The organism is Prochlorococcus sp. MIT2302 (assembly GCF_059772385.1).
In genome coordinates, this window is sequence record NZ_CM186285.1 from 1,907,780 (window position 1) to 1,928,121 (window position 20,342).

At 35.8% G+C, this 20,342-nt stretch carries 21 protein-coding genes; 12 read left to right on the forward strand and 9 right to left on the reverse strand.

What is annotated here, in order from left to right; genetic code table 11:
* Positions 1 to 29: 29 nt before the first annotated feature.
* The gene (locus AC6EI2_RS11005; protein WP_498462352.1) at positions 30 to 1,820 is read right to left on the reverse strand and encodes a proline--tRNA ligase; all 1,791 of its coding nucleotides are present in this window, start codon (positions 1,818 to 1,820) and stop codon (positions 30 to 32) included.
* Between the two features lie 172 nt (positions 1,821 to 1,992).
* Here AC6EI2_RS11005 and AC6EI2_RS11010 point away from each other — a divergent pair, with 172 nt between their 5' ends.
* From AC6EI2_RS11010 to lepB, 5 genes are all read left to right on the forward strand, one after another.
* Entirely contained in the window at positions 1,993 to 2,454 is a 462-nt protein-coding gene (locus AC6EI2_RS11010) for a DUF8631 domain-containing protein (RefSeq protein ID WP_498462353.1), read from the forward strand.
* A 99-nt stretch (positions 2,455 to 2,553) separates the two neighbouring features.
* Positions 2,554 to 2,802, forward strand: coding sequence for a hypothetical protein (locus AC6EI2_RS11015; RefSeq protein WP_498462354.1), 249 nt, complete (start codon positions 2,554 to 2,556; stop codon positions 2,800 to 2,802).
* Complete coding sequence (locus AC6EI2_RS11020; RefSeq protein ID WP_498462355.1) at positions 2,789 to 3,316, forward strand: inorganic diphosphatase; 528 nt, start codon at positions 2,789 to 2,791, stop codon at positions 3,314 to 3,316. The genes AC6EI2_RS11015 and AC6EI2_RS11020 overlap by 14 nt, the downstream gene beginning before the upstream one ends.
* Before the next feature lie 52 nt (positions 3,317 to 3,368).
* Positions 3,369 to 3,716, forward strand: coding sequence for a Spx/MgsR family RNA polymerase-binding regulatory protein (locus AC6EI2_RS11025; protein ID WP_498462356.1), 348 nt, complete (start codon positions 3,369 to 3,371; stop codon positions 3,714 to 3,716).
* An 82-nt stretch (positions 3,717 to 3,798) separates the two neighbouring features.
* On the forward strand, positions 3,799 to 4,491 hold the full coding sequence (gene lepB / locus AC6EI2_RS11030; protein ID WP_498462357.1) for a signal peptidase I: 693 nt from the start codon (positions 3,799 to 3,801) through the stop codon (positions 4,489 to 4,491).
* On the opposite strand, the gene AC6EI2_RS11035 is transcribed toward lepB, so the two are convergent.
* On the reverse strand, positions 4,466 to 5,740 hold the full coding sequence (locus AC6EI2_RS11035) for an amidohydrolase family protein (RefSeq protein WP_498462358.1): 1,275 nt from the start codon (positions 5,738 to 5,740) through the stop codon (positions 4,466 to 4,468). The genes lepB and AC6EI2_RS11035 overlap by 26 nt on opposite strands.
* A 3-nt stretch (positions 5,741 to 5,743) precedes the next feature.
* Positions 5,744 to 7,072, reverse strand: a complete 1,329-nt coding sequence (locus AC6EI2_RS11040) for a histidine phosphatase family protein (protein WP_498462359.1) — start codon at positions 7,070 to 7,072, stop codon at positions 5,744 to 5,746.
* A gap of 109 nt (positions 7,073 to 7,181) precedes the next feature.
* Here AC6EI2_RS11040 and AC6EI2_RS11045 point away from each other — a divergent pair, with 109 nt between their 5' ends.
* From AC6EI2_RS11045 to AC6EI2_RS11060, 4 genes are all read left to right on the forward strand, one after another.
* On the forward strand, positions 7,182 to 8,528 hold the full coding sequence (locus AC6EI2_RS11045; protein ID WP_498462360.1) for a CPBP family intramembrane glutamic endopeptidase: 1,347 nt from the start codon (positions 7,182 to 7,184) through the stop codon (positions 8,526 to 8,528).
* Between the two features lie 138 nt (positions 8,529 to 8,666).
* Positions 8,667 to 9,077 (forward strand): hypothetical protein, encoded by a 411-nt coding sequence (locus tag AC6EI2_RS11050; RefSeq protein ID WP_498462361.1) that lies wholly within the window; start codon positions 8,667 to 8,669, stop codon positions 9,075 to 9,077.
* An 8-nt stretch (positions 9,078 to 9,085) separates the two neighbouring features.
* Entirely contained in the window at positions 9,086 to 10,882 is a 1,797-nt protein-coding gene (locus AC6EI2_RS11055; protein WP_498462362.1) for a peptidoglycan D,D-transpeptidase FtsI family protein, read from the forward strand.
* Positions 10,883 to 10,974: 92 nt separating this feature from the next.
* Positions 10,975 to 11,973: a transaldolase gene (locus AC6EI2_RS11060; protein ID WP_498462363.1), complete on the forward strand. Its 999-nt coding sequence runs from the start codon at positions 10,975 to 10,977 to the stop codon at positions 11,971 to 11,973.
* Here the strand turns inward: AC6EI2_RS11060 and AC6EI2_RS11065 are convergent.
* The 5 genes from AC6EI2_RS11065 to AC6EI2_RS11085 all read right to left on the reverse strand — a co-directional run bounded on the left by AC6EI2_RS11065 (position 11,962) and on the right by AC6EI2_RS11085 (position 16,447).
* Positions 11,962 to 13,107 carry an NAD(P)/FAD-dependent oxidoreductase gene (locus AC6EI2_RS11065; protein WP_498462364.1) on the reverse strand — a complete coding sequence of 382 codons (1,146 nt, stop codon included), beginning with the start codon at positions 13,105 to 13,107 and terminating at the stop codon, positions 11,962 to 11,964. The two genes, AC6EI2_RS11060 and AC6EI2_RS11065, sit on opposite strands and share 12 nt — an antisense overlap.
* Positions 13,104 to 13,652, reverse strand: coding sequence for a ribosome recycling factor (frr, locus tag AC6EI2_RS11070; RefSeq protein ID WP_498462365.1), 549 nt, complete (start codon positions 13,650 to 13,652; stop codon positions 13,104 to 13,106). Before frr ends, AC6EI2_RS11065 begins: the two co-directional genes overlap by 4 nt.
* A 52-nt stretch (positions 13,653 to 13,704) precedes the next feature.
* Positions 13,705 to 14,418: a UMP kinase gene (pyrH, locus tag AC6EI2_RS11075; protein ID WP_498462366.1), complete on the reverse strand. Its 714-nt coding sequence runs from the start codon at positions 14,416 to 14,418 to the stop codon at positions 13,705 to 13,707.
* 97 nt (positions 14,419 to 14,515) lie between these two features.
* Positions 14,516 to 15,208, reverse strand: coding sequence for a cob(I)yrinic acid a,c-diamide adenosyltransferase (gene cobO, locus AC6EI2_RS11080; protein WP_498462367.1), 693 nt, complete (start codon positions 15,206 to 15,208; stop codon positions 14,516 to 14,518).
* Between the two features lie 81 nt (positions 15,209 to 15,289).
* Positions 15,290 to 16,447 (reverse strand): site-specific integrase, encoded by a 1,158-nt coding sequence (locus AC6EI2_RS11085; protein ID WP_498462368.1) that lies wholly within the window; start codon positions 16,445 to 16,447, stop codon positions 15,290 to 15,292.
* Between the two features lie 70 nt (positions 16,448 to 16,517).
* Here AC6EI2_RS11085 and hemH point away from each other — a divergent pair, with 70 nt between their 5' ends.
* From hemH to AC6EI2_RS11100, 3 genes are all read left to right on the forward strand, one after another.
* Positions 16,518 to 17,693 carry a ferrochelatase gene (gene hemH, locus AC6EI2_RS11090; protein ID WP_498462369.1) on the forward strand — a complete coding sequence of 392 codons (1,176 nt, stop codon included), beginning with the start codon at positions 16,518 to 16,520 and terminating at the stop codon, positions 17,691 to 17,693.
* A gap of 146 nt (positions 17,694 to 17,839) precedes the next feature.
* On the forward strand, positions 17,840 to 19,603 hold the full coding sequence (gene ilvB / locus AC6EI2_RS11095) for a biosynthetic-type acetolactate synthase large subunit (RefSeq protein WP_498462370.1): 1,764 nt from the start codon (positions 17,840 to 17,842) through the stop codon (positions 19,601 to 19,603).
* A gap of 14 nt (positions 19,604 to 19,617) precedes the next feature.
* On the forward strand, positions 19,618 to 19,965 hold the full coding sequence (locus AC6EI2_RS11100; protein ID WP_498462371.1) for a nuclease: 348 nt from the start codon (positions 19,618 to 19,620) through the stop codon (positions 19,963 to 19,965).
* A 28-nt stretch (positions 19,966 to 19,993) separates the two neighbouring features.
* Here AC6EI2_RS11100 and AC6EI2_RS11105 read toward each other — a convergent pair whose 3' ends face one another.
* The gene (locus AC6EI2_RS11105) at positions 19,994 to 20,170 is read right to left on the reverse strand and encodes a laccase domain-containing protein (protein WP_498463495.1); all 177 of its coding nucleotides are present in this window, start codon (positions 20,168 to 20,170) and stop codon (positions 19,994 to 19,996) included.
* Between the last annotated feature and the right edge of the window lie 172 nt (positions 20,171 to 20,342).

Here is a 20,342-nt window from a genome sequence, read left to right on the forward strand (position 1 = left end):
CTAAGACTCTAGAGTCCTTTGGGCTGAATTTATTGTTTTTTAGTATTTAATTCTTCAGAAAGTTTTTTAAAAACCGTATTTAAATCTAATGACTCGGTAGTTTTAGTTCTTCTGTTGTGTAACTCGACTAGTCCAGAACTGGCTTCTCTACCAACAACAATTCTCCACGGGATACCAATAAGGTCTGCGTCTTTAAACTTTATGCCAGCTCTCTCGTTCCTATCGTCAAGTAAAGCATCAACTCGATTTTTTATTAATTTTTGATAGATCTCTTCTGCTAAGCATGTTTGTTCGGTATTTTTCATATTGGCAATAATTATTATTACTTCAAATGGGGCAATTGATACTGGCCAAATAATACCTGAATCATCGTGATTTTGCTCTACTGCAGCTTGCGCTAGCCTGGATATACCAATTCCATAGCACCCCATCCAAAAGTGTTCCTCTATACCTTCATCGTTAGTGAAAGTAGCATTTAATGATTTTGAATACTTTGTTCCTAATTGAAATATATGACCTATTTCTATGCCTCTACATTCTTTTAATGTTTGTGTATTATCATGGATACACGTGTCTCCTGGTTTTGCTTTTCTTATATCACATATCAGCTGTTGAGTATTAATTAAATCCCAGTTATAAAATATTTTATGTTCGTCTTTGATATTATTTCCACATATAAAACTTTTAAGATCTTGTATGGAATTGTCAGAAATTCTTATAAATTTTCTTTCCCACCTTTCTGCTTTAGATAATAACTTGTCACTAAGATCAGGTCCTATAAATCCGAATGGAATATTAGTTATACTTTGCGTTTGTATATCTTCATTTGAAATGATTTTAATCTCTAGTACATTTTGTTGTAGGTTTTTAGATATTTCGTTTAAAAGTTTAATATCATTTACTTCTTGATCCCCCCTAATACTAACTAGCACTGGATATTGCTTTTCATCGTCACATGTCGCCAGATAAAATAATACTTTTATAATTTGACTTGGATGGAAATTGTTGTGGTTGCACAATTCCTCTATGGTTTTTTGATTAGGGGTCTTAATTATAGATGGTTTATTTAGTTCTAATAACTCTCCTTTTTCGATCATGGATACAGCTTTTTCTTGATTGGCCCCATATTTACCGTCAGAACTTATTAAAATTAAATCTTCTCCAGATTCTGCCGTAACCATGAATTCTTGAGATGCTGCACCTCCGATAGCCCCACTATCGGCATCGACACAAACAAAATCTAGACCACATTTAGTAAATATATTTTGATAGGCATTTTTCATCTCAGAATAAGTGGATTGAAGATCACCCTCATTTTCATGAAAGGAATAAGCATCCTTCATAATGAATTCTCTACTTCTCATTAATCCAAATCTTGGCCTTATTTCATCTCTAAATTTTGTTTGAATTTGGAATATATTGATTGGTAATTGCTTATAGGAGTGAATAGTTTGAGAAATTATTTGAGTAATTACTTCCTCATGAGTTGGTCCCAGTCCAAATTCTTTGCCTTGTCTATCTTTAAGGCTAAACATAATACCTTCTCCTTCTGTGTATGATTTCCACCTTCCGCTTTTTTCCCATATTTCCGATGGCTGAAGTTGAGGGAGAAGAGCTTGAAGGCAACCTTTCGCCGATAACTCTTCTTCAACAATGAAGCTTATTTTTTTTATAACCCTCCATAGCAATGGCATGTAAGTATAAATACCTCCAGCTAAGCGTTTAATGAAACCGCCTCTTATCAATAACTGATGTGAGATTATATCGGCTTCTGCAGGGACGTCTCTTAGAGTGATCAGCATTAGGCGGGAGACGCGCATAAGCCTAAAATTTAAATCTTTACGAGACTAGTACTTTGAGCGATGGCCGTAAGAATATCCATATTAATTGTGCGGGAATCATGTTGTTTTTTAAAAGTGTCTAAATGTACATGGTGTTAATTTGATTCCTCTGCTAACTTCCTCTCATGTTTTTTAGAAGCTTTCTTTCGCAATGTTTAACGGGTCAGTAAATTCAGGAACCAATGGAAGATCAGAGGAGTCTTTTGGTAAAGGATTTAATACAGCTTCTACCCCAAGTGATTCATTGTTGACTATTGATGAAGTCCAGAAAACATTAAATAGATCTAGAGCTTCTGTATATAGATATACAAACACTGATACTAGAAATTTAAACCCTCCATTTAATCCTAGAAAACTAAATACTGAATTTAGAAGTGATCAAAAAGATCAATTGCTTTTTCATCCCAATGAAGTTGCTAGATTTGCAAAAGAGATACTCAGAATTAAAGAAGTAACTGTAGAAATATTTAATTCGCCATCATCCGAAACTCAAAATATTTTAAATGCAATACTTGATGAGTTGAGATTGATAAGAAATAAACTTGATGGACAATCTGATAATAATCATGCTATTTCGAATCATTTACAGGATACTGATAGAAAGGCTGCTTAGTTATTCTTAGATGTGGGATAATATCTATATAATTTAAATTTTTTTCTTTTAATTGATTTTCTCACATTTGACTAATGGTTTATCTATTCTTAATTTTAAATGGATTTAGAACCACATTTAATTGACAAGCAATCTTCTGTGCTAGATCCTCCATTGCTAAAAAAAGAAACAGATCAATTATCTTCTAATGATGAAGATCCTTATAGTTTTAATAGCACCTCAACATCTTTAATTGGTTTAGCAATAGTATTTGTAATGCTTGGAATACCATTACTTGCTGTCATTAGTGAAAGACCAGAAACAACGGAAAGCTTACCGGCCTCAATAAATCAAAATGGACCTGAGTGACCTGCCTCCATCACCCTCGCCTGGATTAGTAAATCTTGTTGTCGAGATTCCTGCTGGCAGTAGAAATAAATACGAATATTTCAGCTCTGCAGGGATTATGGCTCTTGATAGAGTTTTGCACTCTTCAGTGAGATATCCATTTGATTATGGATTTATTCCAAATACTCTTGCTGAGGATGGAGCACCCCTTGATGCAATGGTCGTTATGGAAGAACCAACTTTTGCAGGTTGCTTGATAAAGGCAAGACCTATAGGAGTTCTTGATATGCATGATTCCGGGGCTTACGATGGCAAACTTTTATGTGTACCTACTGCAGATCCAAGACAAAGAGGGATCAATACTATCAAGCAAATAGCTCAGAACCAATTGGAGGATGTTGCTGAGTTTTTTAGAACTTACAAAAGTTTAGAAGGAAGGGTAATCGAAATAGACGGATGGAGAGACTACAATGCTGTTGAAGACTTATTAAACAGCTGCATAGAAGCACATCAATCTGATATGACACGTAAATAACTATTTTAGATTTATTATCTCTATAAAATAGTTTTTAACACGCCTTTAAAACTTGCAATTATTTAGTTACTCCTCATGCTCAACATGTCGCAGAGCGATTAAGTGGCTTAATAACAATGAAATTGCCTTTGAGTTAATTGATCTTTTAAAAACCCCCCCGTCTAAAGAAATGCTTATCTCAGCAAGTGAAATATACGGTGATAGAAAATATCTTATAAATACAAGTGGGGTTATATATCGCTCTATTGGTTCGGATGTTGTTAAAAAAATGACTGATAATGAATTGTTTGATCAACTTTGTATGGAACCTAGATTAATAAAGAGACCATTTTTATATAAGTCCAGTAAATGCTTTTTAGTAGGATTCAAAGAAGAAAAGTGGGCTGAAAAATTACTTTGAAATTCACATGAGGACTTTCATTGACTGAAAACAAGTAGTCTTTACAAATAAAGTAAACTATATATTTATTTTTGAGAAACAAGTGCAACATAACAATTCAGACTCCAGCAAGGAAACTAAAAATTGTTGGTGGTACACCTTTTTTGATACTTGGGGACCTATCTCTTTAACTTTTCTTTTATATGTAGGTATTCGTCATTTTATAGCAGAAGCTAGATATATACCCTCGGGCTCGATGCTGCCAGGATTGAAAGTGAATGATCGACTAATTATTGAAAAACTTTCTTTGCGCAAACGGTCTCCTTCCCGAGGAGAAATTGTAGTTTTTAACTCACCATATTCCTTTGATGAGATATTGATATCTAAGAGAAAGAAACAACTTCCGTCTAAATTTGAATGCTCATTAAGGACCTTCCCATTGATTTCCTGGATACCCACTCTCTCTGATCGTGCTTGTGATGCATATATCAAAAGGGTTGTTGCTGTAGGAGGAGATCGTCTTTTGATTAATGGTAAGGGAGAAATTGTTTTGAATAGTAGATCAATCAACGAACCATATGTTGAATCCTTCTGCCCAAGCAAACCTATATTTAATATATGTCGCTCCATTGCTACAACTGTTCCCAAAGGACATGTGTTTGTTTTGGGCGATAACAGAGCTAATAGCTGGGATAGTCGTTTTTGGCCAGCAGGGGGGTTCTTACCCCAGACAGAAATAATTGGAAAAGCAACCTGGCGTTTTTGGCCTGTTAGTCGTTTTGGCAAGCTTGATTAATAAGCCCACAATCTATAACTTTCCCTAATATTTTTTTGTCTTTTAGCGGCTGATTAGTTGCTGTAGTTAAAATTTTTTCTTCATTAGATTGGTACCATTCTTTGTCGGGGTCAAATAATAACCAACGGTTACTATTTAAACTTAATTTTTCCTCAGCTTGGTTCAAGAATTTAGAGGGCCCAAAGCTAATTTTCTCCCATAATTTCTCCACTTTCCATCCTGACTTTCTAACTAATTGATCCCAAAGCAAGGGTAGAACAAGGTTATGGCAACTGATCCCTTTTTTCCTTTTATTTGCAGGTAATTTGGTCTCGGAGTCATCTGTGGGAGTGGAGTGAACAGATATTGCAGCTAAAACATTCTCCTCTAAACCCTCTATGAGTGAGGCTCTATCTATGGGGGATCCTAACGAAGGCGTTACACTCCATCCAATATCAAAAGGAGAAAGACTTGAGTTGTCATTGACTAAATGCCACCAAAAAATAGTTGCCATTGGCTTTGAGGGTGCATTCTTAAGTATTGCAACGCCCTCAGCTGTTGAAATGTTCATTAGCCTTAGTGAAATTTCAGGATATTGCTTATGAAGTTCAAGTAATTGGACTAGAGGGATGGTTTCGCTTTCAACAGGATCAAGAGGCCAGCCTGCTCTAAGAGTATATACACTTTGTCTAGACATTCCTCCTGCTTGCAGTGATTTATCTCTTGGTGCAAGAAGCACAGGGGATTTTTTCATCTCTCCAATTGAAAAACCTTGCTTAAGAAGCTCTATAGGTGGCATGAAATCGTCATCACTTAACCCAATGGCTCCATTTTGTAGTATCTCAGAATGTTTTGAAAAGTTAACTCCCTTTCCACTAAGACTAAAGCCTCCCCATAAGTGTATTAAAACCTCACTTTTGATAGCCTTTAAAGAAATGATTGACTCAATGTGATCTCTCCATAAATCACCTCTAGGGAGGATACCTAACTGGCCATAACCAGAGAATGTTGCTTTTTCTATAAGTGTGTAGATATTTTCTTCTTTACCATTAAAAGGAGATTCCAAAAATGAATGAGGATCAACAAGACAAGGGGCTAAAAGCATATTTTTGGCTTGCCGAGGCTTGATTCCTAAAAGTTTTGCATTTTGAAGAGCCTTTTTGCCGAATGCTTTAATCACACCATCTTTGATTAAAACTGGTTCTCTTTTTAAAGAAGATCCAGCCTGTTCAAGGATTTGAATATTTTCAAAGAAATAGCTACTAGTCATAAATTACAGTGCCCCGGCAGCGGTTGAGTCGATAATCCCTCCCAAATGTGAAGTGATATTTAGGCAGGTGATTTGAGCTGGTTGGCCTTCTTCTTCTGAGAGATCAATGACTGTAATGCCACCATTACCTTGTTTTATCATCCAAATTTTTGATGGCATCAATCCTAAAAGATGACAAAGAATCGTTTTGTTAACTGCATCATGAGCCACAACTAATGCAGTTTCTTCGTCCTTTAGATCTTTGCAGATCTCATTCCAACCACTAATTGATCTTATTGAGACTTCGGTTATGTTTTCTCCATCTGGCATTTGAACTTTTTCAGGAGAGGTTTTCCATGTTTTAAGAAGATCTGGCCAGTCGGAACTGATCTCAGACTCCAACTTCCCTTCCCATTTACCGTGACCGATCTCTTTGAGGCTATCTTTGAGAGAAATTTCGACTCCGGGATGTTCATTTAGAATTATCTGCGCTGTTTCTTTTGGTCTTGATAGCGAACTACTAAAAGCTTTTTGTATAATATTATTTTTTAAAAATTCGCTCGCCGCCTTGGCTTGAAATTTACCATTTTGATTTAAGGGAATATCAATTTGTCCTTGGAATCTTCCCTGTTTATTCCAATCTGTTTCACCATGCCTGACTAAAATAATTCTTCTTTTTCTACCTTTTTTGGGAATTTTAGGGTGTAAATGAGCGATATTATTGAGACATTGAATTTGGACTTGTCTATCTTCCCAATTATTAAAAGTAATATTACAAATGGAGATTGAGGTATTGTCTAACTTCAATCTTCTAAACCCTTTTGATGGCTCATTAATTAATTTCAGTATCAAGCATCTGAGAATTGCATTATGGGCAACTATCAAAATAGTTTTATTAGAGCCTGAATAGGTATGAAATAAGTATTTTAAAAAATGTTCAGCTTGATATAAGAGTTCTTTAATTGGCTGAAACTTTGTACCGTCGTCTTTATTAATGGTTAGTTCTTTTGGCTCTTTTTGCCAAACGGAAAGCTCTTGTGGAAAGTCTTTTTTTATTTCATTTTTTGTTAAACCGCTCCAAGGCCCAAGGTCAACCTCTAATAGTTCGTCCGTATAAATTGCTTGAAGCTCACTTTGGTTTTGTTCGATAATGATTTTTGTGGTTTCTGAGGCTCTTTGCAGAGGGGAACTATAAATTGCATCTATTGGAATAGAGGAAATTGTTTTTCCAGCAGCCTCTGCTTGTAATTGACCTTCTTTAGTTAATTTTGAAAGGTCGTTTCTTCCTTGAATACGCCCTTCCTTGTTAAAACTACTCAATCCATGACGGACAAAAATTAGACGCAATGTCATTAAATAAAGTGTCTTCTAAATAATTATGGTATTAGCCATGAAGGCAATCTAATGTTCTTTTGGTAAAGATAGAAGTCTTTCTCCATGTCAGTCGTCACAAATTAATTTTATGAGACAAGCCAAAACTTGGTGGAAATGGGTTGTAGCTCTATTTTCATTACTTTTAACTATTCTGATATGGCGGCAAGGTTTGCAAGAAAGCTTTGAGCGACCTTCCGTCGCTCCAAAGATTTCATTGATGCAAACTGAGATGGCAGTTTCAGCTTCTTCATCCATACCTGAAAAAATACAAAATGTATTTTTAGGGTCAGAACCTCAAGAAAAACTATATCAAGCTCTTCGAGAGATTCCTTTAGAACAACTTGAGGATAGGCAGAGGCTGTTATTGGCAATGCTGGAAGAGTCTGAAGATGAGCAAAAATTAATCCTGATGAAAAATTTTAAGGATAAAAACTTTGAAACTGTTCGAACCTATACATTGGATAGACAAGAAGGAAAAGAAGTAAATAAATTTCCTGAATTTGATGAGATTAAATTAGACCCTTTACTTTACCAAATTTCATGCTCTACTCTCGGATTCTCTGATGGAGAATGTATTGATAAAAAATATAACTCGGTTGCTGCTACAAGACTTTTAACTTCACAAATTTTACCACTTTTTTCTTCCTTTGTAGGGAGTATATTACTAGTTAGGTATGCTTTTATTTTTTTAAGAAATAAAAATACTCCCTGGCCAGAAATTATAGCTCCACCTTTATCATTCCTAGATATGATTCTACTTATTTCTGGTGGTTTCGTTGTGATAGGTGAAGTTGTTTTTCCTGCACTAGTAATACCAATAACTGATTTATTATTTAACAATTTATCCTCTCCATTAAAACAATCTTTAAGAGTATTTATTGGTTACTGTTCAATGACTATAGGTCCTTTAATTATTATTCGATATCAATTAATGGGTCTAGTTCCCACGGGAATAGATGGAGGATGGTTGCAATGGAAGATCAAACCTATTAAAGAAGGACTTTCTAAATCTATAAGTGGATGGTTAATGATTATGCCTTTAGTGCTATTTATTGGGTGGCTAATGAATGAGATTATAGGTGATCAAGGTGGCAGTAATCCTTTGTTGGAACTTGTTTTAAGCAGTGATGAAATTTTTCCATTGTTTTTACTTTTGATTACAACGGTTGTTTTGGCTCCTGTTTTTGAAGAATTAGTTTTTAGAGGTATTCTTCTGCCTGTATTGGTATCCAAAGTTGGCAAAATCAGCGGTGTTTTATTGAGTGCCTTAATCTTTGCTTTAGCTCATTTAAGTGTAGGAGAATTACCTCCTTTATTTGTTTTAGGAATTGGTCTCGGTTTAATGAGATTGAGTTCCGGAAGGTTGTTCCCTTGTGCTCTTATGCATTCTCTTTGGAATGGAGTCACTTTTATTAGCTTATTATTAGTAGCTTGATATTAAATAAATAAAACATCATTATTTCAGCTCTTGCAGTTGCTTGATCAAGGTGTTTGACTTGGATTACTTTCGAAATTTGATTTGGTTAGTCGTACTCTATATAAACGAAAAGTAGGACAATTTCAAAAAAAGAAGTTGCCCCAAGGATTGTTAAACAGTGTTTTTTCATCTAAGCAGGTTCAAAGAAAATTTCCAGTTCAAGCTGCTCTTCATATCGCTTTAGATGGTGCATTGATAGGAATACTCACAACAGTGGCGATCATGTCTTCAGTAGCTCTGCACTCTCAATATTTATGGACTAAGTCTTTTACTAAACTTGAGAAAACCAGAGACTTGAACCGAAGGATATTGGAATCAACTTCAATTATTGAAGGCTACCTATTGAAAAATCAAAAGTTGTCTAGAGATTTAGTTCCTACTAAAGCAGAAGATCTAATATATGTAGATAGACCAAAAACACTAAAAACCAAGAAATCATTCGATAAAACATTAAAAACTAGATTATTAGCACAAATATCTGCTTTCCCAATGAAGTCAGGTTATTAAAAATTTCGATGAGAAAAATTAATTCTAGAAAAAAGCGAAAGACCTTTAAAGCGAAAACTCTTTCACCTCTATCTCAGTCAAGGTTTAGGATTGTATTTGCTTTATTATGCTTTGGACTTGGCGGCCTTTTTTTAAGAGTAGGTTGGCTTCAACTATTTCAGGCTGATCAATTAAGAGCACTGGCACGCGAAGTTCAAACGGAACAAAAGAACCCTCTAGGAACACGTCGATCTATTTTTGATAGGAATGGAAAGCTTGTCGCAATAGATGAGAAGCGTTTTAAGATTTGGGCTCATCCCAGATATTTTAATTTTCCTGGTGATTCATATGGGACCATTCGGAAGCCAGTTGAAGTAGCAAAAATTCTTTCTATTCCACTATCCAAAAGTGTTGATGAGATTTTAAATAAATTAGGAAATTATTCTTCAGGGGTAAAACTTGCAGAGGGGATAACACAAGAGCAGGCTAATGCAATTAAGAAACTTGGAATAAGTGGTATTGATTTGGAGGTTTATCCTCAAAGGCTTTATCCTCATGGATCACTTTTTGCGAATGTGGTTGGTTTTTTGGATTTAGATAGAAGGCCCCAGGCTGGACTCGAATTAAGTTTAGATAGAGATCTTAAACGTCTTGAAAAGGCGAGTGTAATCAGGAGAGGAGCTGATGGAACACCTTTGCCTGTAGGAGTTCAGCGTGGCGTATTTGATGAGGACCAATTGAATCTCCAGTTAACCTTAGATGTAAGGCTCCAAGAAGTAGCAGTTAAAGAAATAAGCAAGCAAGTAAAGGAGTGGAATGCAAAAAAAGGCGTAGTAATCGTAATGGATATTAATACGGGAGAACTTTTAGCATTGGCTTCAACCCCAACTTATGATCCCAATAAGTATTGGGACTATTCGCCATCTCTTTTTAAAGAGTGGTCTGTGCAAGAATTATTTGAACCTGGGTCTACCTTTAAGCCCATCAACTTAGCCTTGGCATTGGAAGAGGGAGTTATAACTCCCAATGGAGAAGTAAATGATGATGGTCTAATTACGGTCGGAGGATGGCCTCTCTCGAATTGGAATCGAAAACCTAATGGAATACTCACTTATCCTGAGGTGTTACAAGTCTCAAGCAATGTCGCTATGGTTAAGATTATGAATAAATTGAATGCAAATAATTACTGGCAATGGTTAAGGCGATTAGGGATAGATGAAATCCCAGAAACTGATCTTCCAGGTGCAGTAGGTGGCCAAATAAAATCAAAGCAGATTTTTGTAAATCACCCTATAGAGCCTGCAGTAGCTTCCTTTGGCCAAGGTTTTTCTATTACACCTCTGAAACTAGCTCAATTGCATGCTTTGATTGCTAATGGAGGCAAACTTGTTACCCCTCACATCACTAAAGGACTGAAAGGTGATTATGAGTCGTATTTCAATACTCCGTCTGTATCTAAGCAAGTTTTATCTCCTGAAGTTACAAATACTGTTCTTAGCTGGATGGAAACTGTTGTGTCTTTTTACGATGAAAGTGGTATTGAGGTGAATGTTCCTGGTTATCGAATTGGAGGAAAAACAGGAACTGCACAAAAATCGAGGGATGGACTAAATTATAGTTCTAAAATTTGCAGTTTTGTTGCAAGTCTTCCTATCGATGATCCCCGCTATGTCGTTTTAGCAGTTATTGATGAACCCCAAAAGCCAAATGCCTATGGATCAACTGTGGCCCTACCTGTGGCAAAAAAAATTATTGAGACTTTGCTTGTTATTGAAAAAATCCCACCAAGTATTTCTAAAAAAGAATATTTAGCTATCAAAAGCTAAGAGATGGCTAAATTTTTCCAAAAGTGCAAATTAAAGGGTGAAATCCACAAAAAATATAGCTAGTCTGTTTTCTATGCAAGACGTTTTTTATTATGGAATCCCTTCTTAAGCAGTTATCTTCAATGACTGTAGTAGTTGCTGATACCGGTGATCTTGAAGCGATTAAAAAATTTCAACCTAGAGACGCTACAACAAATCCTTCTTTAATCCTGGCGGCGGCACAAATACCTGCTTATCAAAGTTTGATTGACAAAGCGCTAGCCACTTCAAGAGAAATGCTAGGAGCTAATGCCTCGAGAGCTAATGTTGTTAAAGAAGCTTTGGATGAACTATGTGTTGTATTTGGTAAAGAGATTTTGAAATTAATTCCTGGCCGAGTTTCAACAGAGGTTGATGCAAGACTTAGCTTTGATACTGATGCCACGATTGCAAAAGCGAGGAAAATAATTGCTAAATACAACCAAGATGGCATTACTAACGATCGGGTTTTAATCAAAATAGCTTCTACTTGGGAGGGGATAAAGGCTGCTGAGGTACTAGAAAAAGAGAATATTCATTGTAATCTAACTTTGCTGTTTAATTTTTATCAAGCAGTTGCCTGTGCTGAGGCAGGTGTAACTCTTATTTCACCCTTTGTTGGCAGGATTTTGGATTGGTATAAATCCGCTACAGGAAGAGATTCTTATTCAGCAATTGAGGATCCAGGGGTCGTTTCTGTTACTAAAATATTTAATTATTTCAAGTCAAATGGTTATGAGACAGAAGTCATGGGAGCAAGTTTCAGGAATATAGAGGAAATAACTGAGCTTGCAGGATGTGATTTGTTAACGATTTCCCCTAAATTGCTTCAGGAACTTAATGAATCATATTCGGATTTGCCAATTAAGTTAAACGCACAAAACCCTTTAGTGATTGATGAGACGATTCATTTAGATCAGACTGCTTTTGAACTAATGATGGCCGGAGATAAAATGGCTACGGAAAAACTAAATGAAGGAATTAGCGGTTTCAGCCAAGCAATTGATAAGTTGGAAAATCAATTGAATGAAAGACTTGAGTTGATTGAAAGAGGAATTGCACTAACTCTTTGAACTTGAATTTTGAAAGAGTAATCTCTTGATTACTCTTTTTGCGATGTCTTCATAACTCATCTCACCAGAAAGAATTTGTGCAATCCTTTTTGGAGCAGTAGGTCTTTTTACACCTAATTGATATCCAACTTTTGGAAAACGATAAAAAACTTGAGAAATTCTTTTACCCCAAGCCATCGAATTTCCCCATGTTTCTTGCATTGTTTTCGTGTATGAATCTAAACAATTGACTTCTCCATCTAACCAATAGATAAGGTTTTTTGCAGCTTCAAATCCACTCATTAAAGCGGGCCTTAATCCCTCTGCTAAAAAGGGATCACATAATGAGGCGGCATCACCAACCAGAAGAATTCCTTCCCCGTTTAATTTGCTGTGGCTATTCCATATCCTTAATTTTTTTTTCTGACCGATTATTTCAGTTGGGTCTAAGCCCAAATCAGGCAGAAATGATTGAAGTATGTCATTAACTTGAATTGAAGTCGTATTATCCAGAAAAGTTCCCATACCAATATTTACTTCATTCTTTAATGGAAATGCCCATGCAAAACCATTTTTTACCAGGCCAAATTCAAATCTAGCAGTTTGATTTCCTAAGTTTCCCCTCCTTTTAATTCTTCCTGAGAAAGTGGAGGCGAATTTTTGTTGATTTGGACCTAAATTAAAAGTTTTAGGCCATGGTGATTCAGAGCCATCAGCAATAACAACTGCTCTTGCCTCTATTTGTCTCCCATCAAGAGCGGTAATATGCCAAATATTTGAAACTTTTTTTAGATCGACTACTTTAAAAGTAGTCAATAAATTACAACCTGAAGATAGTGCTTTATCTAATAAGAATGCATCAAGTTTTTCACGTTTAACTATCCAAAAAGGAGAAGAGCCTGAGAGTTCAGCGATTACTTTGTCGGTATTGCACCAACTAAACTCTACATTTGTTATGACTTCATCAACTATTGGTAACAGTTCAAACGGAAACCAATTTTGCACTGCAGCAGACATTCCACCCCCACAGATTCTCTCTGGAGAGGAATTATTTTTTTCAAGAATACATACTTTTTTCCCTTTACTAGCCAGATGAAATGCTGTAGTAGTACCTGATGCTCCCCCTCCAATAATGGCAACATCTAAAAGTGTCAAACTTTTAAAATCTCAGCTTCTTTTTCTGAAAGTTTTTTTTCAATATCTTTAATAAAAGTATCAGTCTCTTTCTGAATTGTTTCTTGTTCATCTCTACTTTGATCTTCGGAAAGATCACCATCCTTTTCAGATTTTTTGACTCTCTCTATTGCGTCACGGCGTATATTCCTTAGTGCGACTTTTCCTTCCTCTGCATATTTAGATGCGAGTTTGCAAAATTCTTTTCTACGCTCTTCAGTTAAAGGTGGAACATTGATACGAATAATTTTACCATCATTGTTTGGAGTAAAACCTAGATCACTTGTAGCAATGGCTTTTTCAATGGAAGCCAATGAGCCTAAGTCGAACGGTTGAATTGCTATCGTTTGAGAGTCGGGAGTAGTTATTGTTGCTAGTGATTTTAGTGGAGTATCTGCTCCGTAGTATTCGACTGAGATTCTATCTAATAAAGATGTATTTGCTCTTCCCGTCCTGATTGTATTGAAATTTCTTTGAGCTGCTTCAACAGATTTGCTCATTGTGGTTTTTAGCTCTTGGTTTGACATTTAGATAAAGTTATTGCGAATTGATTATTAAATAAGGTTCAAAAATTTAGTTTTAACTTGAATTAGATATTCTTGATCCAATTTGTTCGCCAGAAATAGCTTTGGCAATGTTCCCAGGTTGAAAAATATTAAAAACAACTATTGGGATTTTATTATCTTTGCAAAGAGCAATAGCAGTGCTATCCATTACTTCTATTTCGTTGGTTAATACATCTTGAAAGGTGAGATTTTCATATTTGACTGCATCAGAGAATTTCTTTGGATCTCGATCGTAAACCCCATCAACTTTCGTGGCTTTGAAAACAACTTCTGCGTTGATTTCAGCGGCCCTAAGAGCAGCAGTGGTATCAGTTGTAAAAAATGGATTGCCGCACCCACCTCCAAAAACTACTACCCTTCCTTTCTCTAAATGTCTTATTGCTCTTCTTCTTATGTATGGTTCAGCAATCTGTTGCATATCAATAGCAGATTGAACCCTGGTGGGTACGCCAGCTCTTTCTAGTCCATCTTGAAGTGTGATTGCATTCATTACGGTTGCAAGCATTCCTACATAGTCAGCAGTGGCTCTATCCATCCCTGCAGCGGATCCTTTTAGACCCCTAAAAATATTTCCACCGCCAACCACAATTGCTATTTGCGTCCCATTTTCAACGGCTTTCGAAACATCCTTGGCAATAGACTGAACAATCTCAGGATCAATTCCATAAGGTTTTTCTCCCATAAGAGCTTCACCACTGAGTTTTATAAGTGCTCTAGAGTATGTCATTAAAAGTTCATAACAAACTGACAGTAGCAAGTCTTGGGAGAACGTCTTTATGTCTGTATTGGTTCCCTTGCGATGGAAATAGTTTCACAATCATAAACTAATATTCGATTCCTTCTTGTGCTTTTATTCCCTGCTCTCTAAAAGGATGGTGGATTAATTTCATTTCTGTCACAAGATCAGCTGAATGGATTAATTTTTCTGAAGCACCTCTCCCCGTCAAGACTATATGTGTAAGCTCGGGGCGTAAATTTATGCCATTTATAATTTCATCTTCATCTATGTATCCGAGTTTTATTGCTACGATAATCTCGTCTAAAATTATAAGTTTATAATTTGGGTCTTTAATATAAGAGACAGCTTTTCTCCAGCTTGATTTAACTAAATTTATATCTTTATTTCTATCTTGTGTTTCCCATGTGAACCCTTCTCCACAGGCGTGAAATTTTAACTTGTCCCCAAATACTTTCAAGGCTAACGTCTCCCCTGGTTCCCACCCACCCTTAATGAATTGAATGATTGCAACTTTGTGGTTATGACCAATAGTTCTTAATCCCATCCCAAGAGCAGCAGTAGTTTTACCTTTGCCTTGTCCAGTATTGATTATTATAAGACCTTTTTCTTTATTTCTTTCTTGTAATCTTTGTGTTTGAACTTCTTTCCTCTTTTGCATCCTTTCTCGATATTTTTCTTCAGTTATATTTGGTATTAAATTACCTCCCATTCCTATCTTGTCTGCACTCTTATCTAGGCTGTTAAGTTTTAAATCTTCTTCGGAAATCTTATTTTTCATTCCTTTGGCTTAAATTATATAAGTTAATAAAAGAATAATTTCTAAGAATGATATGGCTATAAATATTAATTATTCTTCTTGTTAAAATTTAACTTTTGATAGAGCACTATCAACAGCAATTTGTTGGTCTCTTCTTGTTATCCAATGATGATAGGTTTTTGTATGTATTGAGACTGAGTGCCCCATCATTTTTGCAGCTACGGTATTTGGTAGGCCTATTAAGATTGTTCTGACTGCCCATGCATGCCTTAAATCATAGGGGGTAAATGATATTTTATATCTTCTAAATTGTTCAGATACTCTTCTTCCGATATGTTGCAGAGTTGTCACCTTGAGATCCGTTTGGATATCTGGGAGTAAATCTGAAGTATTAATTTTGTTATCTAGCTCAAATAAACCAACCCATTCAGGATGAAAGGGCCAAACTTGATGCTCGCCTGTTTTTGTGTTTGGAAAAACACGGAGTATTTGATCCCCACTTTTTTTTAAACAAGATAAGTCACTAAAAAAGACTTCATGATTTCTAAGCCCATAGGTTGCCATTAGCCCAAAAACAAATCTCCATTTTGGATTTGGTATTAATTTAAAACTATCAATAATTTCTTCGTCACTTGGTAATTCTCTGAAATTAGACTCGTGTATTCCATAACCACTTTGAAGTTGTTTCCAGTTCTCTGGAAGCTCCAATTTAAGATATCTAGCTAAAGCACCCAAAGCAATTCCACATTGTTGTCTGCTCCTTGAGTTTTTTTTGTAACTTAAAAGGATTTTCACTAGAAAATCCTCGTTTAATTTTAAAGTAGATTTATGACTTTCTCCCATTAATCTGTTCAAATATGGTTTGTAAGCAGACTGCCAGGTGCTGATCATTCCAGCTGATGATTTGCTCCTGGATGTGTCAGAAAAAAATTGCCTTTTAAAGTTTTCTATTTCATTGCTTACCACTGATTTATTAGTCTTTTTTGTTATGGTTTTTTCTTTAATCCAATTAGACCAGGAAAATTGATTTTTTTTGAGTTGAAAATCAATTAACTCTATAGCTTTTCTAGCCTCCTCTAGACCATGAATGTTGTGTGGAAGTTTAAGACTTATTCTTTGTACTTTGGAAAGATTATGAGATTTCTTATCTGGCAAAGAACCTCGAATGTTTAAAACTTTACCCCTTTTCTCAATTCTCAGATTGATTCCCTTTGATTCAAGGTCTTGGTTGATATCTAGTAACTTTTGATTCTCGTCCATGATCCTGTAAATTTAGCTAGCTTTACTTTTATTAGGGTTTATATAACCTTTATAAGGAGTTTTTTCTGAAATGGCTCGGGTTGGTGTCCTCTTATTAAATCTCGGAGGTCCAGAGAGGATTAAGGACGTAGGACCATTTTTGTATAATTTATTCTCTGATCCAGAGATAATTCGTTTACCAGTTCGTTCTTTCCAAAAACCCCTAGCGTGGCTTATAAGCTTATTAAGAAGCAGTAAATCACAAGAGGCTTATAGATCGATAGGAGGTGGATCACCTTTACGCCGTATTACCGAGCAGCAAGCACGAGAACTTCAGAGCTATCTTAGAAATATTGGAATAGACGCTACAACATACGTTGCAATGAGGTATTGGCATCCATTTACTGAGTCGGCTGTAGCGGATATGAAGGCTGATGGTGTTAGCGAGGTTGTTGTTCTACCTCTTTATCCACATTTTTCTATAAGTACAAGTGGATCAAGTTTTAGAGAATTGAAAAGGTTAAAAGATGGTGACTCTGAGTTCGCAGAATTATCAATTCGTTGTATTCGTAGCTGGTTTGATCATCCAGCCTATGTTTCCTCAATGACTGAATTAATAAAGAAAGAAATCTTGGCTTGTGATTTACCCCAAGGGGCCCACGTTTTTTTTACTGCACATGGTGTCCCTAAAAGCTATGTAGAAGAAGCCGGTGATCCTTATCAAGATCAAATACAAAACTGTTCACTTTTGATTATTGATAAGCTTGAAAACTCACTTGGATATAGCAATTCATTCTCACTTGCTTATCAAAGCAGAGTTGGGCCAGAAGAGTGGCTAAAACCATACACTGAAGAAGTATTAGAAAAACTAGGCAAATCCGGCGTAAAGGAACTTGTTGTGGTCCCAATAAGTTTTGTGAGTGAGCATATTGAAACCCTCCAGGAGATTGATATTGAGTACAAAGAAATTGCTGAGAAGAATGGAATTGTTAATTTTAAAAGAGTTCCAGCGCTTGATACATATCCTTTGTTTATTGAAGGATTGGCTGACCTGGTTTCTTCTTGCTTAAACGGTGCGGGGATAACTTTAGAGGAAGCATCAAAATTGCCAGAAAGAGTAAAACTTTATCCTCAGGAGAAATGGCAGTGGGGTTGGAATAACAGCTCTGAAGTTTGGAATGGAAGAGTTGCAATGATTGTTTTTCTTTGTTTTTTGGTGGAATTAATAATTGGTGGTGGACCTTTACATCAAATAGGTTTGCTTTGAAGAATTAAAATGATTATTTGTGTTAATTTATTTGATAAGTAAGCTTCCTATTAAAACTTAGAGAATTTAATTAAATCTTTGCTTAATTTAGATTAATTGAAATTATTCACACTAAGATTTATTGTTAGTTTAGATTTTCTTTTGCCGTGACCCTGACTTCTGCGCCCAATCAAATAGGGGATTCAGGAGCACAAACTCAAAATGAGATCTCAGGTGCTGATGCCTTGATGGATTCTCTTCGTAGGCATGGAGTAGATACTATTTTTGGTTATCCAGGCGGAGCAATACTCCCAATATATGATGCGGTTTTTAAAGCAGAGCAAGAGGGGTGGTTAAAACACATTCTTGTTCGACATGAGCAAGGTGGAACTCATGCTGCAGATGGTTTTGCTAGGGCGACTGGCAAAGTAGGCGTTTGTTTTGGTACATCAGGTCCTGGAGCCACGAATCTAGTAACAGGAATTGCCACCGCTCAGATGGATTCTGTGCCTCTTGTCGTGATAACAGGACAAGTCCCTAGACCTGCAATAGGCACTGATGCTTTTCAAGAAACAGATATTTTTGGGATAACACTTCCAATTGTTAAACATTCATGGGTAGTAAGAGATCCATCTGAAATTGCAAGAGTTGTGGCTCAAGCTTTTCTTATTGCCTCATCGGGTAGACCTGGACCAGTTTTGATTGACATACCAAAAGATGTTGGACAAGAGATGTTTAATTATCTTCCTGTTGAACCAGGTTCAATAAAGCCACCAGGTTTTGAACTACCATTCGCGCCAGAACATAAAGCCATAAGTGCAGCTCTGGATTTAATTGAAAATGCTGAGCAACCACTCCTTTATGTTGGAGGGGGTGTTATTTCTTCGGGGGCACATGAAACTCTCGCGGCTATTGCTAATAGATTTCAAATACCCGTAACCACAACTTTGATGGGGAAAGGCGCGTTTGATGAACGTGAGCCTTTATCAGTTGGGATGCTTGGTATGCATGGAACAGCTTTTGCAAACTTTGCTGTGACTGAATGTGATTTGTTGATTGCGATTGGAGCAAGATTTGATGACAGAGTTACAGGTAAACTAGATACATTTGCTCCTAAGGCAAAAGTAATTCACTTTGAGATTGATCCTGCTGAAATAAATAAAAATAGAGTAGTTGAAGTTTCGGTATTAGGAGATGTAGGAATAAGTCTTGTTAAATTATTAGATCTCAGTAATCAAAGAAAAATAAATCCAAGAACCTCCAACTGGCTTAACAAAATTAATAATTGGAAAAATAATTTTCCTTTGATAATTCCCCCTAAAGAAGGAGAAATTTATCCACAGGAAGTATTAATTGCTTTAAGAGAGTTGGCAGAAGATGCTTTCATTACAACTGATGTTGGACAACATCAGATGTGGGCAGCTCAATACTTGTTAAATGGACCAAGACAATGGATAAGCAGTGCTGGACTTGGAACAATGGGTTTTGGAATGCCCGCTGCAATGGGAGTCAAAGTTGCTTTACCTAAGGAGCAAGTAATTTGTATTGCCGGTGATGCAAGTATCCTCATGAATATCCAGGAGCTTGGAACTATTGCTCAATATAAGTTGAACATAAAAGTAATTATTATCAATAATCATTGGCAAGGGATGGTTAGGCAATGGCAAGAAAGTTTTTATGACGAAAGATATTCAGCATCTAATATGTCCTTTGGGGAACCTGACTTTGTTTCGCTTTCTAATGCTTTTGGTATTGAGGGGATTGTAATTTCTGAGAGAGACCAGCTAATACCTAAACTTCAAGAAGCCTTGGGTAGTGAAGGCCCAGTTCTTGTTAACGTAAATGTACGAAAAGGTGAAAATTGTTATCCTATGGTGCCACCTGGTAAAAGTAACGCTCAAATGGTTGGTATCCCTGAGATGAAAACATAATTGTAAAAACTTTTATGAATAGATTTTTTACAAAGATTTTAATATTACTAATTTCTTTTTTTTGTTTTTATTTGGAAGTTGATGCGGCCGAAGTTTTGCAAGTTACAAGTTCGTCTGTGTTGCTGATAGGTGATCATAATCGTACCTATACTGTCAAGTTAGCTTGCACAGAAATCAACCCTGATTTAGAAGAAAAATCAGTTAATTGGCTCAAAAAAAAACTGCCAAGACATACAAAAGTAAATTTAAAACCTAAAGGCTCAGTCGATGGTGTCTTGGTGGCTAAAGTTATTCCTTTTGATAGCAATATTGACATCGCGGAGGAATACATAAATGAAGGATTAGCAACAAATAAATGCTAAATTAATTATAGATATATATAGTTTATATTTATCTATAATCATCAATATATGCAGCTCCATTGTCTTGAATTATGTTTTCTCTTCTGTAAGAATTAAACGGTTTTAGATTTGAGTGTGTGCAAATTCTATATGTATTGATTTGATATTCTTTAATACCTTCTTTATATAATTGTGAGATAGCAGTACCTTGTATGTCAAAAAGTATTTTATTAGGGTTAGAGTCTTTTGAATAAGGGAATTATTTTTTCTCCTTTATTGCTTTTATATTTGAATTTTTCTTCGTAAAAATTTCACCTGTGATTTTAATAATTAAGTTGTTTTTATGAGATCCTATTTTTTCTAAAAGTTTTAAAGTTTTTGTGATAATTTTCTATTCA